This is a genomic window from Bradyrhizobium lablabi, from assembly GCF_018131005.1.
GTDB classification, from domain to species: domain Bacteria; phylum Pseudomonadota; class Alphaproteobacteria; order Rhizobiales; family Xanthobacteraceae; genus Bradyrhizobium; species Bradyrhizobium lablabi_D.
The window spans coordinates 36,579-56,294 of the sequence record NZ_JAFCJK010000010.1 but is presented as its reverse complement, the minus strand read 5'-3'; the positions used below and the strand labels follow the sequence as shown (position 1 = coordinate 56,294).

General features: G+C 64.2%; 21 protein-coding genes. 12 read left to right on the top strand and 9 right to left on the bottom strand.

Translation table 11 applies throughout. The features are described from left to right. Positions 1-303: 303 nt before the first annotated feature. Positions 304-546 (top strand): hypothetical protein, encoded by a 243-nt coding sequence (locus tag JQ553_RS26750; RefSeq protein WP_212503034.1) that lies wholly within the window; start codon positions 304-306, stop codon positions 544-546. 241 nt (positions 547-787) lie between these two features. Continuing rightward, positions 788-1,987 (top strand): cupin domain-containing protein, encoded by a 1,200-nt coding sequence (locus tag JQ553_RS26745; protein WP_212503033.1) that lies wholly within the window; start codon positions 788-790, stop codon positions 1,985-1,987. 333 nt (positions 1,988-2,320) lie between these two features. Here JQ553_RS26745 and JQ553_RS26740 read toward each other — a convergent pair whose 3' ends face one another. Both JQ553_RS26740 and JQ553_RS26735 read right to left on the bottom strand, forming a co-directional pair. Then, entirely contained in the window at positions 2,321-2,977 is a 657-nt protein-coding gene (locus JQ553_RS26740) for a DsbA family protein (RefSeq protein ID WP_212503032.1), read from the bottom strand. Positions 2,978-3,099: 122 nt separating this feature from the next. Further along, complete coding sequence (locus JQ553_RS26735) at positions 3,100-3,579, bottom strand: DUF721 domain-containing protein (RefSeq protein ID WP_212503031.1); 480 nt, start codon at positions 3,577-3,579, stop codon at positions 3,100-3,102. Between the two features lie 171 nt (positions 3,580-3,750). Here JQ553_RS26735 and JQ553_RS26730 point away from each other — a divergent pair, with 171 nt between their 5' ends. Both JQ553_RS26730 and JQ553_RS26725 read left to right on the top strand, forming a co-directional pair. After that, positions 3,751-4,884, top strand: a complete 1,134-nt coding sequence (locus tag JQ553_RS26730; protein ID WP_212503030.1) for an A/G-specific adenine glycosylase — start codon at positions 3,751-3,753, stop codon at positions 4,882-4,884. Positions 4,885-4,957: 73 nt separating this feature from the next. After that, positions 4,958-5,377 (top strand): PaaI family thioesterase, encoded by a 420-nt coding sequence (locus JQ553_RS26725; protein WP_212503029.1) that lies wholly within the window; start codon positions 4,958-4,960, stop codon positions 5,375-5,377. Positions 5,378-5,546: 169 nt separating this feature from the next. Here the strand turns inward: JQ553_RS26725 and JQ553_RS26720 are convergent, their stop codons facing one another. Continuing rightward, positions 5,547-6,818 (bottom strand): flavin-dependent oxidoreductase, encoded by a 1,272-nt coding sequence (locus JQ553_RS26720; RefSeq protein ID WP_212503028.1) that lies wholly within the window; start codon positions 6,816-6,818, stop codon positions 5,547-5,549. Positions 6,819-6,958: 140 nt separating this feature from the next. Here JQ553_RS26720 and JQ553_RS26715 point away from each other — a divergent pair, with 140 nt between their 5' ends. Then, positions 6,959-7,579, top strand: a complete 621-nt coding sequence (locus JQ553_RS26715) for a glutathione S-transferase family protein (RefSeq protein WP_212503220.1) — start codon at positions 6,959-6,961, stop codon at positions 7,577-7,579. 65 nt (positions 7,580-7,644) lie between these two features. On the opposite strand, the gene JQ553_RS26710 is transcribed toward JQ553_RS26715, so the two are convergent. Further along, a complete protein-coding gene (locus tag JQ553_RS26710) occupies positions 7,645-8,559 on the bottom strand; it encodes a LysR family transcriptional regulator (RefSeq protein WP_212503027.1) in 915 nt (304 codons plus the stop codon). An 86-nt stretch (positions 8,560-8,645) separates the two neighbouring features. On the opposite strand from JQ553_RS26710, the gene JQ553_RS26705 reads away from it, so the two are divergent. Next, positions 8,646-9,074, top strand: coding sequence for a nuclear transport factor 2 family protein (locus JQ553_RS26705; protein WP_212503026.1), 429 nt, complete (start codon positions 8,646-8,648; stop codon positions 9,072-9,074). Positions 9,075-9,154: 80 nt separating this feature from the next. Here JQ553_RS26705 and JQ553_RS26700 read toward each other — a convergent pair whose 3' ends face one another. The 3 genes from JQ553_RS26700 to JQ553_RS26690 form a co-directional block, all read right to left on the bottom strand. Next, on the bottom strand, positions 9,155-9,835 hold the full coding sequence (locus JQ553_RS26700; protein ID WP_212503025.1) for a glutathione S-transferase family protein: 681 nt from the start codon (positions 9,833-9,835) through the stop codon (positions 9,155-9,157). A 127-nt stretch (positions 9,836-9,962) separates the two neighbouring features. Beyond that, positions 9,963-10,289: a hypothetical protein gene (locus JQ553_RS26695; protein WP_212503024.1), complete on the bottom strand. Its 327-nt coding sequence runs from the start codon at positions 10,287-10,289 to the stop codon at positions 9,963-9,965. 249 nt (positions 10,290-10,538) lie between these two features. Continuing rightward, on the bottom strand, positions 10,539-11,672 hold the full coding sequence (locus JQ553_RS26690; RefSeq protein WP_212503023.1) for a site-specific DNA-methyltransferase: 1,134 nt from the start codon (positions 11,670-11,672) through the stop codon (positions 10,539-10,541). Between the two features lie 378 nt (positions 11,673-12,050). On the opposite strand from JQ553_RS26690, the gene JQ553_RS26685 reads away from it, so the two are divergent. Both JQ553_RS26685 and moaB read left to right on the top strand, forming a co-directional pair. Next, positions 12,051-12,983 (top strand): neutral zinc metallopeptidase, encoded by a 933-nt coding sequence (locus tag JQ553_RS26685; protein ID WP_212503022.1) that lies wholly within the window; start codon positions 12,051-12,053, stop codon positions 12,981-12,983. Positions 12,984-13,082: 99 nt separating this feature from the next. After that, positions 13,083-13,646 carry a molybdenum cofactor biosynthesis protein B gene (gene moaB, locus JQ553_RS26680; protein WP_212503021.1) on the top strand — a complete coding sequence of 188 codons (564 nt, stop codon included), beginning with the start codon at positions 13,083-13,085 and terminating at the stop codon, positions 13,644-13,646. Between the two features lie 77 nt (positions 13,647-13,723). Here moaB and JQ553_RS26675 read toward each other — a convergent pair whose 3' ends face one another. Next, positions 13,724-14,665, bottom strand: coding sequence for a helix-turn-helix domain-containing GNAT family N-acetyltransferase (locus JQ553_RS26675; RefSeq protein ID WP_212503020.1), 942 nt, complete (start codon positions 14,663-14,665; stop codon positions 13,724-13,726). Positions 14,666-14,763: 98 nt separating this feature from the next. Then, the gene (locus tag JQ553_RS26670) at positions 14,764-15,333 is read right to left on the bottom strand and encodes a glycosyltransferase (protein ID WP_212503019.1); all 570 of its coding nucleotides are present in this window, start codon (positions 15,331-15,333) and stop codon (positions 14,764-14,766) included. A gap of 160 nt (positions 15,334-15,493) precedes the next feature. Between JQ553_RS26670 and JQ553_RS26665 the strand changes: the two genes are divergently transcribed. The 4 genes from JQ553_RS26665 to JQ553_RS26650 all read left to right on the top strand — a co-directional run bounded on the left by JQ553_RS26665 (position 15,494) and on the right by JQ553_RS26650 (position 19,689). Beyond that, positions 15,494-16,660 carry a PA0069 family radical SAM protein gene (locus JQ553_RS26665; protein ID WP_212503018.1) on the top strand — a complete coding sequence of 389 codons (1,167 nt, stop codon included), beginning with the start codon at positions 15,494-15,496 and terminating at the stop codon, positions 16,658-16,660. Positions 16,661-16,705: 45 nt separating this feature from the next. Further along, positions 16,706-17,161 (top strand): VOC family protein, encoded by a 456-nt coding sequence (locus tag JQ553_RS26660; protein WP_212503017.1) that lies wholly within the window; start codon positions 16,706-16,708, stop codon positions 17,159-17,161. A 72-nt stretch (positions 17,162-17,233) separates the two neighbouring features. Next, the gene (locus JQ553_RS26655; RefSeq protein WP_212503016.1) at positions 17,234-17,989 is read left to right on the top strand and encodes a ribonuclease HII; all 756 of its coding nucleotides are present in this window, start codon (positions 17,234-17,236) and stop codon (positions 17,987-17,989) included. A gap of 191 nt (positions 17,990-18,180) precedes the next feature. Continuing rightward, positions 18,181-19,689 (top strand): glycosyltransferase family 39 protein, encoded by a 1,509-nt coding sequence (locus tag JQ553_RS26650; RefSeq protein ID WP_212503015.1) that lies wholly within the window; start codon positions 18,181-18,183, stop codon positions 19,687-19,689. Positions 19,690-19,716: the final 27 nt, after the last annotated feature.

Below are 19,716 nucleotides of genomic sequence, written 5' to 3'. Positions count from 1 at the left end.
CGCGAATCTCCCTGCCGTGACAGTACCATAGAAGGCAATGTCGGTGTGGGTGAGTCGCTGCGTGCAGCTCTCAGGGAGCGGGACAATGGCGAGGCCCGCGCGCGAGGGCAACCGCTTGACGCAGCTTTTCCCAAGGGTTTTGTGATGGTTATGCGGCAGCTATCGGCCGTCGAGATTCGCTTCGCGCGAATCAGGTTTTCAACAGCGAATTGATGCGCCTTGCCCGGCCGTGCGTCGATAATCGCCGCTTCGATGGACCGAGGCGCCGGTACGGCGACATACGAGAAAGCGGGTTCGAGCGGCGTGGATACCGGTTCGCCGGAAGAAACGCGTCAAGACATGACGCTGGAACCGCGGTTTTTGAGCCAGCGGAACCGCAAAGGCTCCCGTCACGATACCCAGGTGCGCCAATTCCTTTCGAACCACATTCGGAAGCCGCTGGCGCGTATCACATCAATTGCGGAACGTCGTGCCATCGTTCGCGATGCTGTCAGCATGCAGGGACGGAAGCTGATCGTGGCGACCGAGAATGCAACGGCGCTGTGAAGCAATTCTTACAATAGCGACAGAGTGATCGATGGGGGATGTCTGCAGAAGCGCTTTAGCTCGCGCCCAAATCCATGAGGCGCCTTGCATTTCGAAACACCAAGCGCGTGAAGTCGCCAGACCTTTGCTCGGTAGAGATATCGTGTGGCAACAGCAAGGTTCTCTCGATTGAACGTGATGCGGTTCGCGCGCGTCTGCGCAATATAATTCTGAACCTACAAAAACAGACTGGGCACGTATCATGCTCGAAACAGACCGCCGCTTCTTCGTGCAAGCCGTTGGACTCGGCGTTGGCGCCTTGGCTAGCTCGCAAGCCCTCGCGGCCAACGCCGACGGCCACGCCGCCGGATATGACGTGTCACCCGCTTCGGACTATTTGAAAACGATCCCAAGAAAGCCGGGCGATCCGGTCACCTTCACGACGTCGCTCGACAAGGGGCCGATCAAGGCGACATCGGGCGGTTGGGCCCGTGAAATCACAACGCGCAGCCTCCCGATCGCGACCGGTATCGCGGGCGCGCACCTTTTTATCAACGCCGGTGGCTGCCGCGAAATGCATTGGCACAATTCGGCTGAGTGGGCCTATATCGTCAACGGCCATTGCCAGATTGCGGTGGTCGATCCGGAAGATCGGATCGAGGTCGCAAATCTCGCGCCGGGAGATCTCTGGTATTTCCCCAAAGGTCATAGCCACGCGATCCAGACGCTTGGTTCTGAACCTTGTCACGCCATACTCGCCTTTGACGATGGGAGTTATGGGGAGCACGGAACGTTCGGTGTCAGCGACTGGATGAGCCGCTACGACGCGCCCACGCTTTCACAGGCGCTTGGCGTTTCCGCCGATGTATTCGCACAAATGCCAAAGGGCGAGACCTATATCATGCAGGGCGACGTCTTGCCGGTCGATGGTCCTCAGGCGCACGCCGCGCGGCCGCTCGATCGCGATCAGACCCATCGTTATGCCCTCATGTCACAAAAGCCTCGGATTACCACAGCCGGAGGCGCACTCTATCTGGCTTCGGCGAAGGAATTTCCGATGTCGGCCTCAATGACCGGCCTCGTCCTCAAATTGAAGCCCGGCGCGATGCATGAACCGCACTGGCACGCAAATGCCAACGAATGGCACTACGTATTGAAGGGACGCGCTCGTGTGACCTTGTTTGCGACCGATAAGCGCATGGCCGTGGCAGAGGTCTCCGCAGGTGATTGCGCCTACATTCCAATTAACTGCGGGCACTCGATTCAGAATACCGGATCCGAGGACGCGGAAATCGTCGCTGTCCTCGACAATGGTATCTACAACGAGAGCAGCCTGTCAGACTGGTTCGCAAAGGCGCCACGTCACATGGTGGCAAACAATTTCGGACTGTCTGAGAAAGCAGTGGCCACGCTTGGGTTGAAGCATGCGGTCATCGCGCCACCAAACGATAACAAAGGATAGCGGCAGCCTGGGGCCTCCCGGCGACACCAGCGTTCGCACGTCGATTGCAGTGGCGCCTTTGGGCGAAGCGGCTTGGAGGCGCTTTCGAGCAAAGTGGACACCGGTATGCGTAAAGAAAAACGCGCAAAAAGCAGAGATTTAACGCGCGATGGGATTGGGCTCGATCGTCATCGCGCGTTAGCTACCTTGTTTGAGCATGGCCTGCGTGCAAGCGCCCCGCGTTTGTCGCGAGGGAAAGCCGCTACACACTTTTCCGGATCGTGCTCTGGTTCTGACGTGTCGGTTTCACGCGAACCGACATCCGCCGCGCTCGACGACGCTGTAAGGGGCCAATCAGCTCTTCAGCAGCGAATCGATCTTCTTGCTGAATTCCTCGAACGAGGTCTCGCCCTTCACCATCTCGCCATTGACGAAGAAGGTCGGCGTCGAATTGACCTTCAGCACCTCGTTGGCATACTTCTGGTCGGCGGCGATCTTGTCGAGCAGCTTCTGATCCTTCAGGCAGTCCTCGACCTGCTGCTGGCTAAGGCCCGCCTGCTTGCCGATCCGGGTCAGCGTCTCCGTGGTGTTCTTCACCACCCAGTCGTTCTGCTGGCGGAACAGGAGATCGATCACCGCGAAATATTTCGGCGCGTCGTCCCTGGCGATGCAGCGTGCCAGCATCGAGCCGGCCGCGGCCTTGATGTCGAGGGGGAACTCGCGGAACACATAACGGATTTTGCCCGAATCGATATAGGTCGACTTGATCTTCGGGAACACCGCCTCGTTGAAGTTGGCGCAGTGCGGGCAGGTCATCGAGGCATATTCGGTGATGGTGACCTTGGCGTCCTGCGGGCCGAGCGCCATGTCGGGCAACGACTGCGGCTTTGCAACTTCGGCCGCGCTCTGCGCAAAGGCGTCAGTGATCAGGCCGAGGGGCGAGAAACCGGCGAGGGCGGCAAGCCCGGTCAGCGAGAGAGCGGTGGTGAAAGCGCGGCGCGTGATGATCAAGGTGTGCTCCCGGATTGGCGCATTCACGCCGAAATACAGTGGTCCAGAAAAAGAAGCCTTCGCTAGCTTGAAACGGCCATTGTGGCAATGGCGGGATGTTGCCGCCAAACCGTCGAAAAACCTCAATTTCGCTTGATCGAGGCGCCCAGCCGGGCCAGTGCCGCGCGCAAATCCTCGTCCTCCACGGCCGAGAGGGTTTCGGAGACGCGGGCGACCGCCTTCGCTTCCGGCCTACGGGAGACCTTGGGCCGGTGGCGGCGCGACAGCGGCGCCTGCCTGATCGTCAGGCGGCCGACCGCATGCCAGCCGAAGAAGCGGTTCACCCGCTCGAGGATGACATCCGAGGAATGCTGGATCTCCAGCGCCATCGGCCCTTCGACCCGCAGCACCAGGGTTGCCGGTTCCTGCGGCTGCCCCTCCACCGGCCGCGGCCACTGCATCTTCAACGGCTCGCAATGCGCCGCGATCTGCGCGCCCGCGATCTCGCTCCAGCGCGTCACCAGCTCGCGCGCCGCGAACCCCTGCTTGGCGTAAGCGTCGGTGAAGACGTCGCTGAGCAGGATGGACAGGGGTTTTGCGCTGATCGGGCCCGGCTTGGACATGAAAGGCTTATATCACTCCGCGGTTCGCGTGAGGAACAGTCCGGCTGTCATGGCCGGGCTTGCCCGGGCCACCCACGTCGTGGTTGGCCTCAAGAGAAGAAAGACGTGGATGCCCGGGACAAGGCCGGGCATGACGTGGAGAGATTTGTGTCGCGGGATTAAAGTGTTTCCATGAGCTCTCGCATAGCCGCACAGGCGAAACTGATCGAAGATTCCGCCGGTCGCCCGGCGCTGCTGCTGGCCTGGTACGACCGTCATCGCCGTTGGCTGCCGTGGCGGGCCGCGGCGGGGGAACGGGCTGATCCGTACCTTGTGTGGCTGTCGGAGATCATGCTGCAGCAGACCACCGTCAAGGCGGTCGGTCCCTATTTCGAGAAATTCGTGACGCGCTGGCCGGACGTCGCGGCGCTTGGCCGCGCGTCGCTGGACGACGTGCTGCGCATGTGGGCAGGGCTCGGCTACTACTCGCGGGCTCGCAACCTGCATGCCTGCGCGGTGGCCGTGCTGCGCGACCATGGTGGGGCCTTTCCGGAAACCGAGGAAGGGCTTCGCGCGCTGCCCGGGATCGGGCCCTACACCGCGGCGGCGATCGCGGCGATCGCATTCGACCGGCGCACCATGCCGGTCGACGGCAATATCGAACGCGTGGTGTCACGGCTGTTCGCGGTCGAGGAGCCGCTGCCGCAATCAAAGCCGCTGATCCAACAATTGGCAGCGACACTGCTTGTTCCGTCTCGCGCCGGCGACGGGAAATCTCGCGCCGGCGACGAGAAGTCTCGCGCCGGCGACAGCGCGCAAGCCCTGATGGACCTCGGCGCGTCGATCTGTACGCCGAAGAAGCCGGCCTGCGCGCTGTGTCCGCTCAATGACGATTGCGCGGGTCGGGCGCGCGGCGATCAGGAGACGTTCCCGCGCAAGGCGCCGAAGAAGACCGGCAGCTTGCGCCGTGGCGCGGCCTTCGTCGTCACGCGCGGCGGTGAGCTGCTGGTGCGCTCGCGCCCCGAGAGAGGGTTGCTCGGTGGCATGACCGAGGTGCCGGGATCGGAATGGCGCGCGGGGCAGGAGGACGATGCCGCGCTCGCCGCGGCGCCCGCGATCAAGGCCGTTAGGCGCTGGCGTCGCAAGGCCGGCGTCGTCACCCATGTTTTCACGCATTTTGCGCTGGAACTCGTCGTCTACACGGCCCAGGTTCCAACGCGGACGCGCGCGCCGGCTGGCATGCGCTGGGTGGAGATCGCAACGCTCGCCGACGAAGCTTTCCCCAGCGTCATGCGCAAGGTGATCGCGCACGGCCTGGACATCTAGCGCCGTCGAATCCTGCTGACACCATGCTGGCAGTAGGGATCGGCTATCGGCTTCGGCAAAATGGAGGCGTACCATGATCGCAACCGCGCTTGACCACATCCCCGCGCCGCCCTGTGCCAGACTGCTCGGCTGGCGGCTGCTCGACGCACGGCCGAAAGACGGTTGGATCCGGATCGGATTCGACGGCAGGGAGGATTTCTGCAATCCGGCCGGCTTTATCCAGGGTGGTATCCTGTCGGCGATGCTCGACGACACGATGGGGCCGGCGGTGTTCGTGATGACCGAGGGCAGGCTCTACAGCACGACCATCACCATGACCGTGAATTTCCTTTCGCCGGCAAAGCCAGGGCCGATCACGGGCGAGGCGACCGTCACCCAACTCGGCAAGACGATCGCGTTCGTCGAGGGCCGGCTTTTGGCCGAAGACGGCACACTGCTCGCGACCGCGACCAACAGCGTTCGCCTTGTCGAGTCGGCGCGGGCGCTGCGCTAATGGTGAAGCTCTCGTTCACCTCGCCCCGCTTGCGGGGAGAGGTCGAATTGCATCGCAGATGCAATCCGGGTGAGGGGGTACAGGTCTTTCGATAGATTGCGACCGCGGACGCAGCCCCTCACCCCAACCCTCTCCCCGCGAAGAGCGGGGCGAGAGTGTTTGCCTCGGCTCACGCCGCGCCTGCGCGCTGCACGATCGGCGGTTTCGCGTTCAGCGCCTCGACCTGGAAGCCGGCCACGCGCTTGTAGTTGGCGGCGATGTCTTCGAGCTCCTGCTGCGATAGCACGTCGGTGACGACGCGAAAGCCATTCGGCGCACGTTCCTCGACGAGCTGCATCACCTGCTCCGGCCCGTTGCGGCGGTTCAGCATCACGAGGTCGGTGGTGGCGGGCCGCCGCTCGGCCTCGTAGGCCGTCAGCGCGGCATGCGTCGGCCCATGCGCCAGGATTTCGCGGGTCAGCACGCGCGCGTCCAAAATCGCCTGCGAGGCGCCGTTGGAGCCGATCGGGTACATCGGATGGGCGGCGTCGCCCATCAGCGTGACCCGGCCGAAGGTCCATTGCGGGATCGGATCGCGATCGACCAGCGGATATTCATAGGCATGCGAGCAGGCCTTGATCAGGCCGGGCACGTCGAGCCAGTCGAAATTCCAGTTCTCAAACCATGGCAGGAATTCGTCGAGATCAGCGGCGCGGTTGTAGTCCTCGCGGCGCCACTGATAGGTCGGTGGCATATGCCGCTCGGCGATCCAGTTGATGTCATATCTGCCGTCGCTGCCCGCTTCCTTCGAGATCGGGTAGCAGACGAATTTCAGGATCTCGTGGCCCGCCATGATCATGGTGCGGCCGGTCAGAAAGGCGTTCGCCCGCGTGATGCCGCGCCAGAGGATGCGGCCGTTCCAGATCGGCGGCCCCTCCTCAGGGTAAAGCCTTTCGCGCACCGCCGAGTGGATGCCGTCAGCCGCGATCAAAAGCGCGCCTTCAAACGATCCCGCGGGCTTGCCGGTCGCGCGGTCGATGAAATCGGCGCGGACGCCGTCCGCCGTCTCGGTCCAGCCGGTGAGGTGATGGCTGGTCCGGATGTTCTCCGGCCCCAGCCGCTCGGTCGCGGCATCGAGCAGGATCTGCTGCAGCCGGCCGCGATGGATCGAGAACTGCGGCCATTTGTAGCCGGCCTCGAGTCCGCGCGGCTCACTCCAGATCGGCTTGCCGTGCTTGGAGAAGTAGGCGAGCTCGCGCGTCCGCACCCCCGTGTCGTCGAGGCGGTCATGCAGGCCGAGCTCGCTCAGCTCGCGCACCGCATGCGGCAGCACGTTGATGCCGACGCCGAGCGGTTTCAGCTCGCTCACGCTCTCGAACACACGCGCGGCGATGCCGATCTGGTGCAGGCTGAGCGCCAGCGTCAGCCCGCCGATTCCGCCGCCTGCGATCAACACGGTCATGTCAGGTCCTCGTGACTGGCCAAGGTCATGGCATGACAGCGCGGCTGTGGGCAACCGCGAAAGGTTCGGGCGCGGGCCGGGGATGGACGGTCGATGGCCGCGTGGCTAACCTCCCGGAACCCGCCAAGAGGACCGACAACATGCTCAAGCTCTATTACGCTCCCGGCACTTGCGCACTCGCCTCCCACATCGCACTGGCCGAAGCCGGAGCGCCCTATGCGACCGAAAGGCTCGACTTCAAGGCCAATCAGCAGAACAGCCCGGACTATCTGAAGATCAATCCGAAAGGCCGCGTTCCGACACTTCTGACGGATCGCGGCGTGCTGACCGAGACGCCGGCGATCCTGGCCTACATTGCGCAGAGCTTCCCGCAAGCGAAGCTCGCGCCACTCGGTGACCCCTTCGCATTCGCCAAGGTGCAGGCGTTCAACGCCTATCTCTGCGCCACGGTGCATGTTGCGCATGCCCACAAGGGGCGCGGCTACCGCTGGGCGACCGAGGAGAACTCGTTCGCCGACATGAAGCAGATGGTGCCGAAGACCATGGCCGCCTGCTTCGGCCTGATCGAGCGCGACATGCTGCAGGGGCCGTGGGTGATGGGCGAGAGCTACACGATCTGCGATCCCTATCTCTACACGTTGACCCTCTGGCTCGCTGGCGACGGCGTCGACACTTCGACGTTACCGAAGGTGACCGCCCATCGCGAACGTATGGAGCAGCGCTCCGCCGTGCAAAAGGTGCTGACGGATCACAAGACGTAAGCAATTCTCCCTCCGTCGTCCCGGCCCAGCGAAGCGCGGTCCGGGACGACGCGTGGAAGCAGCCCCTACGCCTTCCGTGCTTCCAGCTCACGCCCAGTCTCCAGCATCAGCCGGCGCAGCCAGATCGAGCCGGGGTCCATCTGGGCCCGGGTCGGGTAGAACATGTGCTGCTCGTCGATTCCGGGATCGAGCGGCGGCGTCAGCGCTACCAGCGACAATTGCTTCGACAACGCTGCTATCAGCCGGCGCGGCACGAAGCCAACGAGGTCGGTGCGCGCGACGACGTGCAGCGCCTCGATGTAGCCCGGCACGACCAGCGCGATCCGCCGCTCAATGCCTTTCGCGCGCAGCCAGGTGTCGATCAGATCCTCGTTCTGACCGCGGATCACCACGGCGACGTGCCGTGCAGCGAGGAACACCTCGCGCTTCCCGAGCTTCGTGCGAAGAGGATGGCCGCGTCGCACCGCGAGCGCGTCGCTGTCGGTGTAGAGCCGCTGGCGGTGAAACCCCTTGAAGGCGTTGCCGATCGAAATAACGAGATCGATGGTGCGGGCGAATTCCGGCGTGAAGATCGCCGGCCCCCGCCACGGCACTACGTCGATGGTCACGTTCGGCGCCGCCCGCGTCACCTTCTCCATCAGGGACGGCATCAGCAGTTCGACCGCGAGGTCCGGCATCATCAGCCGGAAATGCCGCTCGCTGCGCGTGGCGTCGAATTCATCCGGCACGAACAGCGCGCGCACCTGGTCGAGTGCGTGCGCGAGCGGCCCGCGCAATGCCTGTGCCCGCGGGGTCAATTCCATCCGCGCGCCGTTGCGCACCAGGAGCGGGTCGCCGATCAGGTCGCGCAGCCGCTGCAGCGCGTGGCTGGTCGCGGGCTGCGACAGGCGGAGCCGCATCGCGGCGCGGCTGACGCTCGTCTCCCGCAACAACGCGTCGAGCGCGACCAGCAGATTGAGATCAAGCAGATTCAAATTCATTATATGAATATATATCATATCATCTATCGATTGGAAGAATGCGCGGCTCCGCGGCAATGATCGGCTGTCAACCAAAGGAGAGCGTCATGAGCGCAGCCGACAACAAGAGACTGGTGCAACAGGTCTTCACCGACTCCGCCAGCCGTAGCGGCACGACCTTCGCCGACAACCTTGCCGAGGACGCGAGTTGGATCGTGACCGGGCAATACTCATGGTCGCACGAGTTCAAAGGACGCGAGGCGATCCAGAACGGCTTAATGGGGCATTTCCGTTCCTTCTTCGCGGAGCGGCCGCGCACGGTCGCGTTCAACTTCATCGCCGACGGCGATTATGTTGCGGTGGAGGCGCGCGGCGACAACGTCACGAAAACGGGCCAACGCTACGACAACGAGTATTGCCTGGTGTTCAAGCTCGAGAACGGCAAGATCAAGGAGATCAAGGAGTATTGCGATTCCGCGCTGGTGGAGCGCGTGCTCGGGCGATTTCCCGAATCGCGCAAGCCCGCAGCGGGCTGAGATCTCATCCGTGGGCGTCGGCGCCTTAAACGAAAACGGCGCCCGCAAGGAGCGCCGTCTTGCCGTCTTGTCGGCGAGGTTCAGGCCGCCCTGGTCTTGAGATGGCCGAACATGATGCTGCGGGCCTCGTCGTCCATCTCGGCCTTGAAGGTGAACTTATCCTTCACCGCGATCGCGCGGGCCGCCGCCGGGCGCGCGGAAATCTCGTCGATCAGCCGCTTCACATGCGGGTACTTGGCATTGGCCTCGTCCCCGAGCTTGAACGGCAGCATCCGTCCCCAGCCCCACAGCGCCATGTCGACGATCGAGTAGCTATCGCCGACCATGTAGCGGCGGTTGGCCAGATGACCGTCGAGGACCTTGTAGTGCCGATGCGTCTCGTACTGGTAGCGGTTGTGGGCGTAGTCGTGGTTCTGGTCGTTCGGCGCAAAATGCTTGAAGTGAACGGCCTGACCCGAAAAGGGGCCGAGACCGGTCGCGACGAACATCAACCAGGACAGCAACTCGGCGCGGTTGGAGGGGAGGAATTTGCCGGTCTTCTCGGCGAGATAGAGCAGGATGGCGTTGGAATCGAACACGATCGCGCCATTGTCGTCGATCGCCGGCACCTTGCCGTTCGGGTTGACCTTCAGATATTCCGCTTTGAACTGGTCGCCCTTGCGGGTGTCGATCGCGACGGGCTCGTAGGGCAGTCCTGACTCTTCGAGGAAGAGCGCGACCTTGGTCGGGTTCGGCGATGCGTTGAGATAGAATTTGAGCACGATGGGACTCCGTTCGATTTCTGATGGACGACACGGATGCGGCCGGTCGCTGACATGCTCTCATGTGCAAATTTCGCAGCAATTCGCAAGCGACGAGTTTGTAGGGCAGGGGCGCGCGGCGCGCCGGTCAAGCAAGATAGAAAAAGCCGACCCCGCCGGCAGCGATCAGCACAGCACCCGCGACCTCGAGCAGCGCGGCAAAGCGGGTCGCGACATGCAGGTTGGAGACCTGCGTCGCGCGTTCCGACGCCTTCGCATAGCCGTGAACGATGACTTCCTCGTTGAAATCGCCATGGGCTTCGAGACCTGAGCTCAGCCCGACCGAGACAAGGAGAACACCGAAAATGATCAGGCCGAAAAAGCCGAGCAGGCCGATCAACAACATCGGAAACATTCCGATCAGGAAGATCGGCAACAAGGGCAGCAGCAGCAGGATCTCGGATTGTCTGCGCATCGGGCGACCAATCGAAACGGGCAACTGACCGCTATAAGCGTAGGCCCGTAACAGACGGGTATCAAGGCGGACGTGTTCAACAGGCCGTCATTGTGAGATGCGTAGAGAACAAATTGCAGGGTGGGCAAAGCTACTCGTCCGTCGTAGCTCGAAGAGCGAAGGCGGGAGCGTGCCCGCCATCAAGGCACCGCGGGGAAAGCGGAGGACACAGCGCTTGGCGCTTTGCTCACCGTGCAATTTCTCGGAGGTTCAACCCGCCGCCGTCTCGGAGCGGATCTCGGCGCGCAGTTCGTCGATCAGCTTCAACCCGTTCTTGGTCTCGACGTGCCAGAAGGTCCAGCCGTTGCAGGCCCCCGAGCCCTGCGCGACCGCGCCGATGCGGTGGATCGAGCCGACCTTGTCGCCGAGCATGATGGCGCCGTCGGCGCGCACCAGCGCGCCATGGCGCTTCTTGGCGTCGACGAGTTTTGCACCGGGCATGATCATGCCGCGTTCGATCAACTCGGAGAACGCAACGCGCGGCGCCTCGCGCGCCGTCATGAACGGCGCAAGTGTTGCTTCCGGCAGCGGCTCGATCGCAGCGATGCGCGCTTCGGCCGCAGCCGCGTAGGTCTTGTCGCGTTCGAAGCCGATGTAGTTGCGGCCGAGGCGTTTTGCCACGGCGCCGGTGGTGCCGGTGCCGTTGAAGGGATCGATCACGAGATCGCCGGGCTTCGAGGACGACAGCAACACGCGCGCGAGCAACTGCTCCGGCTTTTGCGTCGGATGGACCTTCTTGCCGTCGTTGCCCTTGAGACGCTCCTCGCCGGTGCAGAGCGGGATCAGCCAGTCGGAACGTGCCTGCACGTCCTCGTTGGCCGCCTTCAGCGCTTCATAGTTGAATGTATAGCCCTTGGCCTTCTCGTCGCGCGCGGCCCAGATCATGGTCTCGTGCGCGTTGGTGAAGCGGCGGCCGCGGAAGTTCGGCATCGGATTCGACTTGCGCCACACGATGTCGTTCAGAAGCCAGAAGCCGAGATCCTGCATGATCGCGCCGACGCGGAAGATGTTGTGATAGGAGCCGATCACCCACAATGTCGCCGACGGCTTCATCACGCGGCGGCAGGCGAGCAGCCAGGCGCGGGTGAAATCATCGTAGGCGGCAAAGGACGAGAACTTGTCCCAATCGTCGTTGACCGCATCGACGTGCGATTCGTCGGGACGCTTGAGATCGCCCCTGAGCTGCAGATTGTAGGGAGGATCTGCGAACACCAGATCGACGGAGCCGGCCTGAAGCTTCGACATCTCGGCGACGCAATCGCCGACGACGATTCGGCTCGACGGGGTGCTCTCAAATTTAGTGCGGGGCGCCTTTGCAGACGCCCCGCGACGCGACACAACCATGACTCAAGAACTCTGACTCAGGCGACGCTGCCGGCGACGCGGGACCAAACAACCGACTGGCGTCACATTGACCGGCCAAAGTAAAAATCGACTTAATTGAAAATCATCGCAGCAAAGATTGCGGTGTCTCTTAAGCACGATCTCGCGCATTTCGCTTCGATGCGGTGTTGCAGCATTCGCGTGGCGCGCAGTGACATCCGAAATGCGTTGGCGCGACACAATCTGGTGGATCGGTTTCGTCGCGTTATCATCGATTCCGGTGGGCAGATCGCGCGTCTGCGCACTAGGCAATTTTTGCCGGCCGGGTTATTGATTAACGGAATGGAAATTTTACGTCTGTGCCGCAGAGGTCACCGACCGAATTGAGGGGAAACCGTCATGCGCTATGATGACTTCCGCCGCAGCGACGACATCGAAGACCGTCGTGACGAAGGCGGGATGGGAGGCGGTGGCGGCGGCTTCGGTATTCCGATGGGCGGTGGCGGACTCGGCATCGGCACCCTCATCGTGCTCGGCCTGCTCGGCTATGCCTTCGGCATCGATCCGCGCATCCTGATCGGGGGCGCCGAGATCCTGACCGGCGGCGGCCAGGCGCCGACCTACCAGACCGATCGCCAGTCCGGCGGACAGGCCAAGCGCGGCGCGCCGACCGACGAGATGGGCAGTATGATCGCCGGCATCCTGGGCGAGATCGATGATCGCTGGAGCGAGATATTCCAGGCCTCGGGACAAAGCTACACCGGCCCGAAGATCGTGTTGTTCCGCAACGTCACCAATGGCGGCCGCTGCGGCATGGCGCAGTCGGCGATGGGCCCGTTCTATTGTCCGCCGGACAAGACCATCTTCCTCGACACCGGCTTCTTCCGCGAGGTCGAGACGCGCTTCCGCGGCTGTTCCGGCAATGCCTGCAAATTCACGTCGGCCTATATCATCGCGCATGAGGCCGGCCACCACATCCAGAACCTGCTCGGCATCATTCCCCGGGTGACGCGGCTGCAGCAACAGGCCGGCAGCAAGGCGGAAGCCAACGCGCTGCAAGTAAGGGTCGAGCTGCAGGCGGACTGTCTCTCGGGCGTCTGGGTCAACCGCGAGGAGAAGAAGCGGCCGGGGTTCCTCGAGGCAGGCGATATCGACGCCGCGCTGACCACCGCGACCGCGATTGGCGACGACACGCTGCAGCGCCAGGCGACGGGCCGGGTGGTGCCTGACTCCTTTACCCACGGCTCGGCCCAGCAGCGCCGGCAGTGGTTCATGATCGGCTACAAGGAAGGCACCGTGCAGGCGTGCAACACGTTCGGCGGCGGAGCGTAGCAATCGGGTGCCGGTGACGGTACCTGTGGCCCATGCTTCGAGGCGCTTGCGCGTGCGCCTCAGGATGACGTCAGTGGGCGGACGAAGAAGGTCAGGCAAATGTCCTCCATCGACGAGACAAAACCGTTCATCCCGCTCGGCATCGCGGTACTGACGATCTCGGACAGCCGCACGCTGTCCGATGACAAGTCCGGCACCACGCTGGCCGATCGCATCACCGCGGCCGGCCACAAGCTCGCCGCGCGCGAGATCGTTACCGACGATGTCGAGGCGATCCGCGCCGTCATCAGGCGCTGGATCGCCGACGCGGGCGTCGATGCCGTCATCACCACCGGCGGCACCGGCTTCACCGGCCGCGACGTGACGCCCGAGGCGGTGGAGCCGCTGTTCGAGAAGCGCATGGACGGTTTTTCGATTGCCTTCCACATGCTGAGCCACGCCAAGATCGGCGCCTCGACGATTCAGAGCCGCGCCACCGCCGGCGTCGCGGGCGCGACCTTCATCTTTTGCCTGCCGGGCTCGCCGGGCGCGTGCCGAGACGGCTGGGACGGCATCCTGGCCGCGCAGCTCGACTATCGCACCCGGCCCTGCAATTTCGTCGAGATCATGCCGCGGCTCGACGAGCACCTGCGCCGCCCGAAGGCGCAGGGGGCGAGCGCTTGAAGCGTGATGCGATCGGGTCGAGACGCGACCGACTTCGCTCCCTTCCCAGCAAGCAAGCGGGAGAGGTCGAAGGGCAGCTAAAGCTCCAGCTCCCAGGTCTCGCCGACCAGATCGACGCCGAAACTATGGTGCTTCTCTTCCTTGACGCGGCGGAAGCCGGCGCGCTCGTATATCCCTCGTGCGGCGACCAGGATGCTCTGGGTCCACAGCGTGATCGTCTTGTAGCCGTTCTCGCGCCCGAAGCGGATGCATTGCTCGACGAGGGCGCGGCCGACGCCGAGGCCGCGAGCCTTGTCTTCCACCAATAGCAGCCGCAGCCTGGCGATCTCGTCGGTTGCCCTGACGAGGAAGATTGAGCCGACCGGCTCGCCGTCGACCTCAGCGATCCAGCAATGCTCGCAAGCGGGATCATATGATTTGAGGAACTGCGCGCAGATCTCCGCGACCAGTCCCTCGAAGCTGATGTCCCAGCCATATTCCTGTGCATAGACAGCGCCGTGCCGCGAGATCACCCAGCCGATGTCGCCGACGCGATGGCTGCGCAGCAGGAAACCGGCGGACTTGAGCGCGGGCTGCTCGAGCGACTGTTCGATCGTGCCCATGGCGCGCACTACGGCGGCGCGCCGGTTGCCGTCCATCTGCCGCAGAAGCGCCGCGACCTCGCGGCGCGAGCGGTTGTCGAGATCGGCGGCGGCGGCGCGGCCCTTTGCCGTGAGCGTCACTTCGTTGACGCGCTTGTCGGTCTTCGACGGCTTGCGTGCCACGATCTGTTTTCGCTGCAGCGCCTGCAGCGTGCGGCTGACGAATCCGGCGTCGAGATCAAGGTCGCGCACCAGATCGGTCGCCGTGCAACCGTCGCGATGCGCGATCTCGTAGACGATCCGCGCCTCCTGCAGCGTCCACGGGCTGTGCAACAGCTTCGGCTCGATGATGCCGAACTTGCGGGTATAGAAGCGGCTGAAGCCGCGAACCGCGGCAATCTGCCCTTCGAGGGTCTTGTCGAGGATGTTTGATCTCATCAAATATATTATTTGACAAAATCAAGTAAATTGCAAGACCTGTAACGCCGCGGGGGAGGTGGCTGCCTCTCGCGTCAATAAATGCGTCGGAACAGACTCTACGCGATTATGATCCGGCTGCGCAGCATGATGCGGGAAGAGCGGCCGAGCCGCCGCAACAGCCGCATCTCCGAGCGGCGGGCATCGGGGCGGAACCCGCCGAGCCGCTCGTAATGGTCGCGCGCGATCAACAGGCCCTGCTCGGCCGAGGGGCCCGCGATCAAGCGGGCGATGAATTTGAAGCCGTCACGGAAGCTTGGATTGGCGTAGGGCGAGCGGGCGTAGCGGAAGATCCCGGCGCGGTCCTTGCCGCTCGCCGCCACGGCCTGGATGAATTGGGTGGTTTCCTCGATCCAGCCCGGGTCGAGCACCGCGCCGGGATGCAGGAACATCAGCCAGGGCGAGCGCGCCTGCCTGGCGCCCGCGGCGAGCGCCGCGGCTCGCGTGCCCTCGAATCGCAGAAAACGGCAACCCGCGACGTCGGCGACGTGCTCGATCACGTTGGTCGTGGTCCGGTCCACCAGCAGCACCTCGCGGATGACTCCCGCCGCGGCACCCGGCACCAGTGCCGCCAGCGTCGCAACCGCTGTGCGCTCGACCCCGTCGGTCGGAATGATCACGCTTAACATGATGATGGCTTGGGCGGCTCGAACGTTGAAAACCCGCTTCTGTTATCACCTCGTCATATTCAAAGCAGCCGTTCGGGGTGCCGATTTTTGCGGCAGGGTTTGGACGAATTTTCTTACGTCATGTTCTTGATTTGTTCTTATGCTGTGCTAGCTTTGCAGCATGAGCCGAGCATCCTCTCATGCCCTCAAGCACCCGCCGGTAGCGGCGCCCTCCGATAGCCCGGCGGGTGCGCCTCCCCCTTTTCCAGAACTTGCGGTCGCGATCGAGCGCGAGCGGCGGCGCGGCCGAGGCGCGCAATCCAATGCCAGCGGCCGCTATGAGGCCGAGGCACGAGTCGCGTTCGACGACGGCTGGCAGAGCCTTGACGACCTTCCACCGTTCAAGACCACGGTCGCGATCGACACCTCGCGCAAGGTGATCACTCGCAACGACTCGCCTGACATCGGCTTCGACCGATCGATCAATCCCTATCGCGGCTGCGAGCACGGCTGCGTCTACTGCTTCGCGCGGCCGACTCATGCCTTTCTCGGGCTGTCGCCGGGGCTCGACTTCGAATCGAAGCTGCTCGCCAAGCCCGACGCTCCCGATCTGCTCGAGAGGGAACTGGCGGCGCCGGACTACGAGCCGCGCATGATCGCGATCGGCACGAACACAGATCCCTATCAGCCGATCGAGCGCGAACGCAAGATCATGCGCGGCATTCTGGAAGTGCTCGAGCGTGTCGGCCACCCGGTCGGCATCGTCACCAAGTCGGCGCTGGTGACGCGCGACATCGATATCCTGGCGCGGATGGCGCGGCGCAATCTGGTCAAGGTCGCGCTCTCGGTGACGACGCTCGATGCCAAACTCGCGCGCACCATGGAGCCGCGCGCCTCAACTCCGCCGAAACGGCTAGAGGCCATCAGGCGCCTTGCCGACGCCGGCATCCCCACGACAGTGATGGTTGCGCCCGTGATCCCGGCGCTAAACGATTCCGAGATTGAGCGCATCCTGGATGCCGCGGCCCATGCCGGCGCCAGGGAGGCGAGCTATGTGCTGCTTCGTTTACCGCTCGAGGTGCGCGATCTGTTCCGCGAATGGCTGATGGCGAATTATCCGGACCGCTATCGCCACGTCTTCACGCTGATCCGCGACATGCGAGGCGGTCGCGACTACGACTCGCAATGGGGCACGCGGATGAAGGGCACCGGTCCGATGGCCTGGATGATCGGCCGCCGCTTTGAGATCGCCTGCGAAAAGCTCGGCCTTAACAAGCGGCGGACCAAGCTGACCACGGACCATTTCGCCAAGCCGAAACGCAGCGGACAGCAGCTCAGCTTGTTTTAGTGCAGTCAGTCGCTCGCCCTCCTCGTCATGAGGAAAGCGGCAAGCATGAGTAACGACATGAAAGCACCGACCCCGCGCCTCACCGTGATTTCGCTCGGCGTCAGCGACATGAAGGCGAGCATTGCGTTCTACGAAGCCCTCGGCTTCGTGCGCAAATGCCGCGGAACTGGCGAGGAGGTCGCCTTCTTCGACACCGGTGGCACCATGGTCGGACTTTATCCGTGGCACCTGCTCGCCGCGGACGCCACGCTCCCGGAACAGCCGCGGCCGACGGCATTTCGCGGCATGACGCTGGCGTGGAATTGCCGGAGCAATGAGGAAGTCGATGCCGTTCTGGCCTTCGCGGTGTCCAAAGGCGCCTCTCTGCTGAAGCCCGCGCAGGCCACACACTATGGCGGCTATTGCGGTTATTTTACTGATCCCGACGGACATGCCTGGGAAGCCGTCGTCGCGCCCGGATTCGTGATCGGCCGTGATCGGCGTGTGTCGCTGCCCGACTGAAGAGATTGAATAGCGGGGAAGGGCGGCGGGTTCCCGGTTGCGCCACAGGCTCGGCTTGAGCACCATCCCGGCATGATTCGGGACAAATCTGCCAGGAAGGCGCCGGACGAGCCAGCCAAGCCGGAGAAACGCGTCATCGCGGTGACGCGGCCGAGCTTTCGGCGCGAGCGCGCGCTGATCAAGCGCGGCGTCTGGCCGATTGCCGGCTGCGATGAGGCGGGGCGCGGGCCGCTGGCCGGGCCAGTGGTCGCGGCCGCCGTGGTGCTTGATCCCGCGCGGATTCCCAAGGGGATCGACGATTCCAAGCGGTTGACCGCCGAACGCCGCGAGGAACTGTTCGAGGAGATCTGCGCGACCGCGGCCTTTTCGGTCGCGGTCGCCTCGCCGGCGCGAATCGACCGCGACAATATCCTGCGCGCCTCGCTGTGGGCGCTGGCGCGCGCGGTCCACGCACTCCCCGAGATACCCAAACACGTCTTCGTCGACGGCCGCGACAGGCTCGCCACGGCCTGCGACTGCGAGGCGGTGATCGGAGGCGACGGCCTCGTCGTCTCGATCGCTGCGGCCTCGATCATCGCCAAGGTCACGCGCGACCGCCTGATGAGCAAGTTGGCGCTGGATTGTCCCGGTTACGGCTTTGAACAGCACAAGGGCTACGCTGTGCCCGAGCACCTCGAAGCGCTGGACCGGCTCGGCCCAAGCGCCCATCACCGCAGCTTCTTCGCCCCCGTCGTCGCAGCACGGCTGAAGCATTTCCCGGAAACGGTGGAGCCCGACCTGTTCACGGTGGACCCGGAAGCCGGCGCGGTAGCATCCGCTGCCGCGTAATCGTGCCCAAGCCGAGACGCCGCGGCGTACCGGATGCCCCGTACTGGATGCCTGCGCGCGGGCATGACGGTAGTGGTTGACTTTGCACCGTGAACAAGTCCAACGCCGGTTGCCTCCGTCGCCGACGCCCGTTATCAAATCGTCCGGATCAGATTGCGCCGCGGACGCGACAGCAGGGCATCGGACGGTTCATGCGGTTCACTTCCCTGGTTGTCGAGTTGATCCGCGCCCGGCCGCGGCTGGTCGTCTGGATCGTGGTGCTGGCGCAGGCGGCGCTCTGGTTGGTCGTGCCGCTGATGATCTACCGCAGCCCGCCCGGCGACGTCGCGACCGTCCTCGCCTTCGGCCGCGAATATCAGGTCGGCACCGGCCTGGGGCCACCGCTTGCATTCTGGGTCGCCGACATCGCCTACCGCGCCGCCGGCAATCACGTCTTCGGCATCTATCTCCTCGCGCAAGCCTGCGAGGTCGCGACCTTCATCGCCTTCTATCACCTCGCGCGCGCCATCGTCGGTGGCCCCCAAGCGGTGCTGGCAGTGCTGTTGTCGATGACGGTCGTGGTGTTCTCCTCGCCGAGCGTCGAGTTCGGCCCGGCGATCCTGGCGCGACCGCTGTGGGCGCTGCTGTTGCTGCATTCCTGGCAGCTGATTGGGCAGAACCGGCGCAGCGCCTGGTTCGCCTGGTCGATCGATTGCGGACTGCTGCTGCTGACGACGCCGGCGGCGATCGGGATGATCCTGCTGGTCGCCGGCTTTGCCGTCGCGACCGCGCGCGGCCGGCGCGCGCTGATGTCGATCGATCCGCTTTATGCGCTGCTCGTCATCGTCGTGCTGGCGCTGCCCTATCTGATCTGGCTTGTCCGCGCCGATGCGCTTGCGATGCCGCCGCTGCCCGCGCTCGCCGATCTGTCTGTCCACGCGAAGCGCTGGGGCGTTGTGCTCGGCGGGCTGATCGTGGCGACGGCGGCCATCGTTCTGCTCACGATCCTCAATTCGCGCTGGTTCGCGCGCGGCTCCGATGACGCGCCAATCATCTACCGCCCGCCGGTCTCCTCGCTGGAGCGCCAGTTCGTCTATTTCTTCGCGTTCGTGCCGGCGGTTCTCGGCAGCTTCGTGGCCGCTCTGTTCAACTACGACGGTGTGTTCGGCGGCGCCGGCGTGGCGCTGTTGATGTCGGGGCTCGCCGTGATCGTCGCCACGGGCGACCTGATCTACCTGCGACGGCAGCGGCTGTTGCGCATGGCCTGGGCCGCCGCCATTGCCGCGCCGGCCGTGGTGGCGCTCGCGGCCACGCTGTTCATTCCATGGACCGGCGATACGGAGGTCGCGACCTCGTTGCCGTCGGCCGCGATCGGGCATTTCTTCGACGACAGCTATCAACGGCGCACCAACCAGCCGCTGCGCGCGGTCGCCGGCGATCCGCAGCTCGCCGGCCTGATCGCGATGCAGGCGCCACGCCCGCATCTTCTGCTCGACGCCACGCCGCAGCGGACGCCCTGGCTGTCGATCGCTAAATTCAACGAAACCGGCGGCGTCGTGGTCTGGCGCGCTTCGGATACCTCGGGCGCTCCACCGCCCGAGGTCGCGCAGCGTTTTCCCGGCCTCGTGCCCGAAGTGCCGCGCTCATTCGAGCGGCTGGTCAACGGCCGGCAAGGCCTGTTGCGGATCGGCTGGGCGATCGTGCGGCCGAAGGAGCAGTGAAGTGCGGATCAGGATGAACCATCATCG